The following is an 8,988-nucleotide window of genomic DNA, read 5'->3' as shown; positions in this document are numbered from 1 at the left end:
GAGGGATCGTTGATGTCTTTCCTGGGTCGTTATGAGAATTTCGTTGGTGGGCAGTGGGTGGCGCCCGTGGGTGGGCAGTATTTCGAGAATCCGTCGCCGGTGACTGGTGAGGTGTTCTGCGAGGTGGCTCGGTCGACGGCGGCTGATATCGAGTTGGCGTTGGATGCTGCGCATGGGGCGGCTGCGGGGTGGGGGAAGACCTCGGCGGGGGAGCGGGCGGTCATCCTGAACAAGATCGCTGATCGGATCGAGGCGAACCTGGAGTCGATCGCGTTGGCGGAGTCGTGGGATAACGGTAAGCCGATTCGGGAGACGTTGGCGGCGGATATTCCGTTGGCGGTGGATCATTTTCGGTATTTCGCTGCGGCGATCCGGGCGCAGGAGGGCTCGTTGTCGCAGATCGATGAGGATACGGTGGCGTATCACTTCCATGAGCCGTTGGGGGTGGTGGGGCAGATCATTCCGTGGAACTTCCCGATTTTGATGGCGGTGTGGAAGTTGGCGCCGGCGTTGGCGGCGGGTAATGCGGTGGTGCTCAAGCCGGCCGAGCAGACCCCGGCCTCGATTCTGTATTTGGTGTCGTTGATTGCGGATTTGTTGCCGGCGGGGGTGCTCAATGTGGTCAACGGGTTTGGGGTGGAGGCGGGTAAGCCGTTGGCCTCGAGTAATCGGATCGCCAAGATCGCGTTTACCGGGGAGACCACTACGGGTCGGTTGATTATGCAGTATGCGTCCCAGAATCTGATCCCGGTGACGTTGGAGCTTGGGGGTAAGAGCCCGAACATCTTTTTCTCCGATGTGATGGCGGCCAATGATGATTATCAGGACAAGGCTCTTGAGGGGTTCACGATGTTCGCCCTCAACCAGGGCGAGGTGTGCACGTGTCCGTCGCGGTCGCTGATTCAGGCCGACATCTATGACGAGTTCTTGGCGATGGCGGCGATTCGGACCAAGGCGGTGCGTCAGGGTGATCCGCTCGATTCCGAGACGATGATCGGGGCGCAGGCTTCCAACGATCAGTTGGAGAAGATCCTGTCTTATATCGAGATCGGTAAGAGCGAGGGCGCCAAGGTGTTGACCGGTGGTGAGCGTGCCGAGTTGGGTGGTGATCTGGGTGGCGGCTACTACGTGCAGCCCACGATTTTCACCGGGCACAACGCGATGCGGATCTTCCAGGAGGAGATTTTCGGGCCGGTGGTGGCGGTGACGTCGTTCGCCGATTACGACCAGGCCATCGCTATTGCCAACGACACGCTTTACGGGTTGGGGGCGGGGGTGTGGAGCCGTGACGGGAACACCGCGTATCGCGCCGGGCGTGACATCAAGGCTGGGCGGGTGTGGACCAACTGCTATCACGCCTATCCCGCCCACGCCGCGTTCGGTGGCTACAAACAGTCCGGTATCGGCCGCGAGAACCACAAGATGATGCTCGACCACTACCAACAAACCAAAAACCTGCTCGTCTCCTACTCCAACAAAGCCCAAGGCTTCTTCTGAGCAAGGCCAAAAGACTCTATACCCCACACACTTTCACGATTGGAATAAGACAATGACCCAGACTCTTGGCGCTCCCGCCACCACGGACACCGTCGGCGCCATGCGGGCCGCCGTTGTCACCGAGTTCGGTGCACCCCTGCAGGTCGCCGACGTCACCCTGCCCACTCCCGGCCCCGGCGAGGCATTGGTCAAGCTGGAGACCTCTGGTGTGTGCCACACCGATCTTCATGCCGCACATGGTGATTGGCCCGTCAAGCCGCAACCGCCGTTCATCCCCGGCCACGAGGGCTACGGCACCGTCGTCGCCGTCGGCGCGGGTGTGAGCGACCTCCAGCTCGGCGACAAGGTGGGCAACGCCTGGCTGTGGTCGGCTTGCGGCAGCTGCGAATACTGCCGCACCGGTTGGGAAACGCTGTGCGAGCGCCAGCGCAACGGCGGCTACAGCGTCGATGGCAGCTTCGGCAGCTACATGCTGGTGAACGCGGCCTATGCGGCGCGGATCCCGGACGGAGTCGATCCCCTGGAGGTGGCGCCGATTCTGTGCGCCGGGGTCACGGTGTACAAGGGCCTGAAGGTCACCGACACCCGGCCCGGTCAGTGGGTCGCGATCTCCGGTATCGGCGGTCTGGGCCACATCGCGGTGCAGTACGCCCGCGCCATGGGCCTGCGGGTGGTCGCCGTCGACATCGACGACACCAAGCTGGCGCTGGCCGCCCGGCTCGGCGCCGAGGTCACTGTGAACGCCAAGGACTGCGATGTCGTGGCCGAGGTGCAGAAGGCCACCGGTGGTGTGCACGGTGTGCTGGTCACGGCGGTTCATCCCCAGGCATTCGGGCAGGCGATCGGGTTGACCCGCCGTGGTGGCACCATCGTGTTCAACGGTCTTCCGCCCGGCGACTTCCCGGCACCGATCTTCGACATCGTGTTGAAGGGCTTGACGATTCGCGGGTCGATCGTCGGTACCCGGCAGGACATGGCCGAGGCGCTGGACTTCTACGCCCGTGGCCTGATCCACCCGACGGTGGAGGCCGCCCGGCTCGACGACATCAACGAGGTGTTCGACCGCATGGAACGCGGCCAGATCGACGGCCGCGTGGTCATCGACTACCGCTGAGTCCCCAACAGTTCACGCGCGGGCGCGATTCCGACGAGGTGGATGTCGTCGCGTCTCACGCGAGCTTGCGATCTCGGTGTACGGCGGTGATCGCGTCACCCCCAGCGAGGCCGCGTTGTCCTGCCAGGCCCGGGTGCGGGCGGCGTCCGCGTCGAACCCCGCGAAGATCAGGTGCAGTGCCGGCTGGCGCATCTCCTTGCCGATGCCCTGTCCCTGACGGGCACGCCCCAGCCAGGACCCGGCGGTCGAGAATCCGCCGCTGCGCGGTGGTTTCAGTCCGATTTACGCCTCGCCGTAGCGCAGGCCGAAACCGAACCGGAACAACGGGTCGGCGGTGTCGAAGGGGACATCGGTGCGGCTGGCCGCCACCGCCGCGTCCGAGCGGGGCAGATCGAACGGCAGTGAGCCGCCCGGCGCCGACTTGCCGAACAGCACGTCGAGCAGAGCCGATTCGGTCACCCCAAAGTTGACGATGACGGCCGCGCCGGTATCGACCAGTGGTGTGAGGACCGCCGGCCGGTCCAGATAGACGTCGACGATGGTGGGCAGTGTGTCGCAGACGTCGAGGATCTGGCGTAGCTCATCGGCGTCGAACTCCAGCGATCCGTGGTGGAACAGAGCAGCCATGCCCTCGGCGCGTGGGGTGTAGGGGGCTTTGAGGCGAAGCAGGGCAACGTCGGCCTCCGCGGGGTCGTCGACCTTGACGCCGTCATCGCCCAGGGAACCGACGTGCGGCGCGTACACCTTCACCCCGCGGGCCAGCGGCAGCAACTGGTCGGTGTTGGTCAGCAGCGTCAACGAATCACGTTGTGCCCGAATCCCTGCAGCGCGAAAGTCCGCCCGCCCGACGGTGATCGCGGCGTGCTCCTCGTCGGCGAAGGGAGCGTCGAACAAGCCCAGCTGGAACTTCATCCGCAACACCCGCCGGGCAGAGGCGTCGATGCGGGATTCGCTGATCCGTCCGCTACGCACCAAGCCGAGCAGGACATCGGTGCAGTCCTCGCCGCCGAATTGGTCAACGCCGGCGTCGAGCACCTTTACCACCCGGTCCTCGCGGCTGAGGCCTTCCACACCCCAGGCCCGGGCCACGCCCAACTCGCCCATACCGGGATGATCGCTGATCAGCCCCCAGTCGGTGCACACGAGGCCGTCGAAGCCCAGCTCCTCGCGCAACAAGCCGGTGATGACCGACTTGTTGAACCCGAAACCCACTTCCTCCCAATGGGTATCGACCGGCATTCCGTAATATGGCATGACCGCTGCGGCCCCCGCTTCGAGCGCGGCGCGGAACGGCCTGAGGTGATAATCGGCGTTGGTGCCCGGATAGATCTGTTCGCGTCCCCAGGCGAAATGCGGGTCGTTGCCGTCCTTCTGGGGTCCTCCGCCGGGGAAGTGTTTGATCATCGCCGCCACGCCGTGGGCGCCGAGGCGCTCGCCCTGCAGACCGTGCACGTAGCCGGTGCCCAGGCGTGCGACCAGGTCGGCGTCCTCACCGAACGTGGTGTTGATCCGCGACCATCGCGGCTCGGTGGCCAGATCGAGCTGCGGGTGCAGCGCGAGCCGGATGCCGACCGCCAGATACTCCTGCCGCACGATGTCGGCGAATTCCCTTACCCGCTCGGTCGATCCGATCGCCGCCAGGCCGAGCGGCTCGGGCCATAGCGAGAACGGTCCCGCCATCATCTGCGTCAACGGGTTGTCACCGAAGTGATTGCGCGGGTCGGTGGAGAAAGTGACCGGAATGCCGAATGGCCGCTGCAGCGCGGCACGCTGAACGTTGTTGTGCCACTGGGCGAACGAGCGCCCGTCGGGAAGGGACCCCAGGACGTTGAAGTGGTTGAGTCCCTTGTCCAGCAGTGACCGCAACGAGCGGTCACCGAACAGGGGGACGACGTCGTCGACACCGGTCGGCAAGGCCATCGTGTGGAACAGCAGCCCCACCTTGTCCGGCAGCGGCAGCCGGGAGAGCAGATCCTCGGTCCGTTGCTCCGCCGACAAGCCGGCATCCTGGTACGGCGATTCGGGCATGGTTCTCCCTCCATCGTCTGTAAGGATGCCAGCTGATGAGCACCGCACACGGACCGCAGGCGGCTTTCTCGGTCGGTGCCGGTGTGGTCGGCGAGACCGGCATAGCGATCGAGCAGCAGGTCACCGCAGGCCTGGTCGACCACCGGGGCGTGGTGGAGATGCCGACCTATGCGGTCGCGGCGGAGTCGGTCACCAGCGGCGTTTACTGGTACACGTTCGCCGAGCCGGTGGCCACTGTGCAGTCCTGGCTGGCGCTCACTGCGGGGGTGCGGGCCCGCGTCGGGGACCGTCTGCGCGCGGTGGCGGCGCTGGCCCACCATGACGACTCCTACGGCACCGCCACGGTGACCGTCACCAACGCCGCGCACGACGTGGTCTGCTCGGGGGTGGCCAGGGCGGTGCGGGTCGGGCGAACCACCGACGCGCTGCAGGCGCTGGACAAGGCGACGGTCGCGGCGGCCGACACGGTGGGGCAGCCGGCACTGTCTGTGGTCGACACCACGCTGTCGGCCATTGACCCGGACTACAGCGGACGGCAGATCCTGACTGCGATCAGCCGCGGCGAGATCGCCCGCGGACCGCTGTGCGAACTGCTGCAGATGACGGTCGCGGTCGAGCCCGACCCGGTGATGACGGTGCTGCCGCAGCCGTGGATGGCCAATCCGCTGGGCGCCATCCAAGGCGGGGTGATCGCGGCGATCGTCGGGCAGGCCTGCTCCCTGGCCGGCCAGGCCCATACCGGTGCCGGTGACGACTACACGTTGGCCGACCTCTCCGTCTACTACTTCCGTTCGCCGCCGGTCGACGGCCGCGCCCTGACCCTGGCCACCAGCACCGAGCGGATCGGGCGGCGGATGGCGACGATCTCGGCCACCATGGCCGACGCCGGCGGGACCCGGTACGTCCGCGCCGTCGCCAACATCGTCTACGACCGCGCCAAGGCGTTTTGACCTGGCGGTATTTCCGCAGGTAAGCTGCCACGTCGGCGTGCGGTACGCCCGCGGGGTCACCCGCGGCGTAAGCCGGGTCCCCGGGTCAGTGTTGGTCGCCGGGAATTCAACCCCACCGTGTCGCCCCGACCGGCACCCGGGACACCGGGACCACCATCCGGGGCCGCAAGCCCTGAAACGAGAGGTAGTAGCGCTGTGCCTACGTACACGCCGAAGGCAGGTGACACCACGCGTTCGTGGTACGTCATCGACGCCACCGACGTGGTGCTCGGCCGGCTCGCCGTTGCAGCAGCCACTCTGCTGCGCGGCAAGCACAAGCCGACATTCACGCCCAATGTCGACGGTGGCGATTTCGTCATCGTCATCAACGCCGACAAGATCGCCGTCAGCGGCGACAAGCTCCAGAGCAAGATGGCCTACCGCCACTCGGGTTACCCCGGTGGTCTGCGGTCCCGCACCCTGGGCGAAGAGATGGCCAAGCATTCCGACCGCGTCGTCGAGAAGGCCATCGTCGGCATGCTCCCGCACAACAAGCTGAGCCGCCAGATCCAGAAGAAGCTCAAGGTCTACTCGGGCCCGGATCATCCGCATGCCGCCCAGCAGCCGATTCCGTTCGACATCAAGCAGGTGGACCAGTGAGCGAGACGACAGACGTGACGACCGAGGTTTCCGAGGTCCCCGACGCTCCCGAGGTCATCGAAGTCACCGAGGTGACCGAGTTCGTGGCCGAGGCCGCACCGCGTGAGCCGGTCATCATCGACCGGCCGATCCAGACCGTTGGCCGCCGCAAGGAGGCTGTGGTCCGGGTTCGCCTGGTTCCCGGCACCGGCCAGTTCCACCTGGACGGACGCACCCTCGAGGCCTACTTCCCCAACAAGGTGCACCAGCAGCTCATCAAGGCTCCGCTGGTGACTGTCGACCGGGTGGACAGCTTCGACATCTACGCCCACCTCGACGGTGGTGGCCCCTCGGGTCAGGCCGGCGCGCTTCGCCTGGCAATCGCCCGCGCGCTGATCCTGGTGCAGCCTGAGGACCGGCCGGCCCTGAAGAAGGCCGGCTTCCTCACGCGTGACCCGCGTGCCATCGAGCGTAAGAAGTACGGCCTCAAGAAGGCCCGTAAGGCGCCGCAGTACAGCAAGCGCTGATCTGCGGCGTTCGCCGACGCAACGCACTCGCCGGGTGTCTTCCAGTCCTGCTGGAAGCGCCCGGCGAGTGCGTTGTGCGGTGAGTCACACGGTTAACGCCCAGCTCAGAGTGGGTGCCGGCGCCGATTGTTAAATTTCGGTTTGAGTTCGCCGGCCATCGGCAAACCCTGTAGCAGCCGGCGGAAACGTCGGCAGCCGAGGTAGGAGATGGGACTCTTCGGGGGTCGATGTCCTCGTTCGCCGGCTGTGGGGTGATAGCTCGCGCAGCTCTGGTTCCCTGCCACTAACGCAGAAGAAAAGGAGCGAACATGAACACGATGACCAAGGCGGCCGCAGGTGCCGTTCTGGGCGGATCGCTGCTCGTCGCGGGTGGTTTTGGCCTTGCGAACGCAGCCCCGTCGACACCGCAGCCACCGCAGTCGGTGGTCGGCGACAGCAAGATCAACGTCGCGCTCACTGTCGACGGCCAGCAGATCGGAGTCATCCAGGACGTGTCGCTGACCAGCGCGCAGACCCTGGCCACCTCGGTGTGCCCGGGCGATGACCTGTCGACGCGACTGGCCGAACTCGACACCAGCGAGATCGCCACCTTGCCGCCGTGCACCAGCGCCACCGGCGGGCTGAGCTACGTGTTCAGCCAGAACGGTCCGGGCGCTTCCGAGATCGCCCCGGCGGACAACCACGACATGCCGAGCATGGCGCCGACCACCAGCGCGCAACCGGCCCCGCCGGCTCCCGCCGAGAGCCGGTAGCCGGTCTAGCCGCAGACGCACCCACTGCCCGCACCGCATCGGTGCGGGCAGTGTTCGTCGGTGCAGTCTCGTGAAATGACGGTTGTGCGGCGACATGGCCGATAACCTCGTCGGTTGTGTCTTGAGTAGGCAGTTGTGAGAGGTTTGTCCGCATGGGACGACTGTTCGGGACCGATGGGGTTCGCGGCGTCGCCAACCGAGAACTGACCGCTGAGCTGGCGTTGGCCCTCGGCGGCGCAGCCGCGCGTCGGTTGGCGGTCACCAGAACCTCGGGGCGCCGGATCGCCGTCATCGGTCGCGACCCACGGGCCAGTGGCGAAATGCTGGAGGCGGCGGTCATCGCCGGCGTGACCGGTGAGGGTGTCGACGCGGTGCGGGTCGGTGTGCTGCCCACTCCCGCGGTGGCCTACCTCACCGGCGCCTATGACGCGGACTTCGGGGTGATGATCTCGGCCTCGCACAACCCCATGCCCGACAACGGCATCAAGATCTTCGGCCCAGGCGGCCACAAACTCGACGACGACGCGGAAGACCGCATTGAGGAACTGGTGGCCCAGGGCCCCGGTCTGCGGCCCGTCGGTGCGCAGATCGGCCGAGTTCGTGACGCCTCCGACGCGTTGGAGCGCTATCTGCAGCACGTGCGGAGCGCGGCTCCTCAGCGACTCGACGGCATCACCGTCGTCGTCGACTGCGCCAACGGCGCCGCGTCGCAGGCGGCGCCGCGCGCCTACGATGCCGCCGGTGCGCGGGTGATCGCCATCAACGCCGAACCCGACGGCCTCAATATCAACGAGGGTTGCGGATCGACACACCTCGAGCAGGTGCAGGCCGCCGTATTGGCCCACGGGGCGGATCTGGGCCTGGCCCACGATGGTGACGCCGACCGCTGCCTCGCGGTGGACGCCGCAGGCCAGGTCATCGACGGAGATGCCATCATGGTGGTCCTCGCGTTGGCCATGCAGGAGGCCGGTGAACTGGCCGCCGACACCCTCGTCGCCACCGTGATGAGCAATCTGGGACTGCATCTGGCAATGCGCGCGGCCGGAATCACGGTGCGCACCACCGGAGTCGGTGACCGCTACGTCCTGGAGGAACTGCGGGCGGGCGGATTCACGCTCGGCGGCGAGCAGTCCGGCCACATCGTGATGCCCGCGCTGGCCACCACCGGGGACGGCATCGCCACCGGACTACGCCTGATGTCGAGGATGGCGCAGACCCGTTTGTCGCTGGCGGCGCTGGCCGCGCAGATGAAGACGCTGCCCCAGGTCCTGATCAATGTCCAGGTCGCCGACAAGGCCACGGTCGCCGAGGCACCCGCGGTGCAGAGCGCAGTGCGCCAGGCCGAGGCCGAACTCGGTGACACCGGGCGAATCCTCTTGCGTCCGTCCGGCACCGAGCAGATGGTGCGGGTGATGGTCGAGGCGGCCGACGAGGACACCGCGCGCCAGCTGGCGCTGCGTATCGCCGAATCGGTCAGCGCCGAAGGCTGAGTCGACAACCAC

The 8,988-nt window shown here is 66.6% G+C and carries 9 protein-coding genes; 7 read left to right on the top strand and 2 right to left on the bottom strand.

From position 1 onward, the window contains the following. Both adh and adhP read left to right on the top strand, forming a co-directional pair. The coding region (gene adh / locus ACXDF8_RS12660) for an aldehyde dehydrogenase (RefSeq protein WP_457223597.1) at positions 1–1,497 on the top strand (1,497 nt) is incomplete at its 5' end. A 52-nt stretch (positions 1,498–1,549) separates the two neighbouring features. Next, a complete protein-coding gene (gene adhP, locus ACXDF8_RS12655; protein WP_457223596.1) occupies positions 1,550–2,611 on the top strand; it encodes an alcohol dehydrogenase AdhP in 1,062 nt (353 codons plus the stop codon). 12 nt (positions 2,612–2,623) lie between these two features. On the opposite strand, the gene ACXDF8_RS12650 is transcribed toward adhP, so the two are convergent. Further along, positions 2,624–2,803 (bottom strand): hypothetical protein, encoded by a 180-nt coding sequence (locus ACXDF8_RS12650; protein WP_457223595.1) that lies wholly within the window; start codon positions 2,801–2,803, stop codon positions 2,624–2,626. Positions 2,804–2,893: 90 nt separating this feature from the next. Beyond that, positions 2,894–4,639 carry a glycoside hydrolase family 3 protein gene (locus tag ACXDF8_RS12645; RefSeq protein WP_457223594.1) on the bottom strand — a complete coding sequence of 582 codons (1,746 nt, stop codon included), beginning with the start codon at positions 4,637–4,639 and terminating at the stop codon, positions 2,894–2,896. Positions 4,640–4,674: 35 nt separating this feature from the next. Here ACXDF8_RS12645 and ACXDF8_RS12640 point away from each other — a divergent pair, with 35 nt between their 5' ends. The 5 genes from ACXDF8_RS12640 to glmM all read left to right on the top strand — a co-directional run bounded on the left by ACXDF8_RS12640 (position 4,675) and on the right by glmM (position 8,976). After that, on the top strand, positions 4,675–5,589 hold the full coding sequence (locus ACXDF8_RS12640) for a PaaI family thioesterase (RefSeq protein ID WP_457223593.1): 915 nt from the start codon (positions 4,675–4,677) through the stop codon (positions 5,587–5,589). 195 nt (positions 5,590–5,784) lie between these two features. After that, positions 5,785–6,228, top strand: a complete 444-nt coding sequence (gene rplM, locus ACXDF8_RS12635) for a 50S ribosomal protein L13 (RefSeq protein WP_457223592.1) — start codon at positions 5,785–5,787, stop codon at positions 6,226–6,228. A 56-nt stretch (positions 6,229–6,284) separates the two neighbouring features. Beyond that, on the top strand, positions 6,285–6,734 hold the full coding sequence (gene rpsI, locus ACXDF8_RS12630) for a 30S ribosomal protein S9 (RefSeq protein WP_457223612.1): 450 nt from the start codon (positions 6,285–6,287) through the stop codon (positions 6,732–6,734). A 308-nt stretch (positions 6,735–7,042) separates the two neighbouring features. After that, positions 7,043–7,486 carry a hypothetical protein gene (locus ACXDF8_RS12625; RefSeq protein WP_457223591.1) on the top strand — a complete coding sequence of 148 codons (444 nt, stop codon included), beginning with the start codon at positions 7,043–7,045 and terminating at the stop codon, positions 7,484–7,486. A gap of 152 nt (positions 7,487–7,638) precedes the next feature. Further along, positions 7,639–8,976, top strand: coding sequence for a phosphoglucosamine mutase (glmM, locus tag ACXDF8_RS12620; RefSeq protein ID WP_457223590.1), 1,338 nt, complete (start codon positions 7,639–7,641; stop codon positions 8,974–8,976). Positions 8,977–8,988: the final 12 nt, after the last annotated feature.

It is taken from the genome of Mycolicibacterium sp. CBM1, from assembly GCF_054073305.1.
The sequence above is the reverse complement of the archived record's forward strand: the minus strand, read 5'-3'. Positions and strand labels throughout refer to the sequence as shown.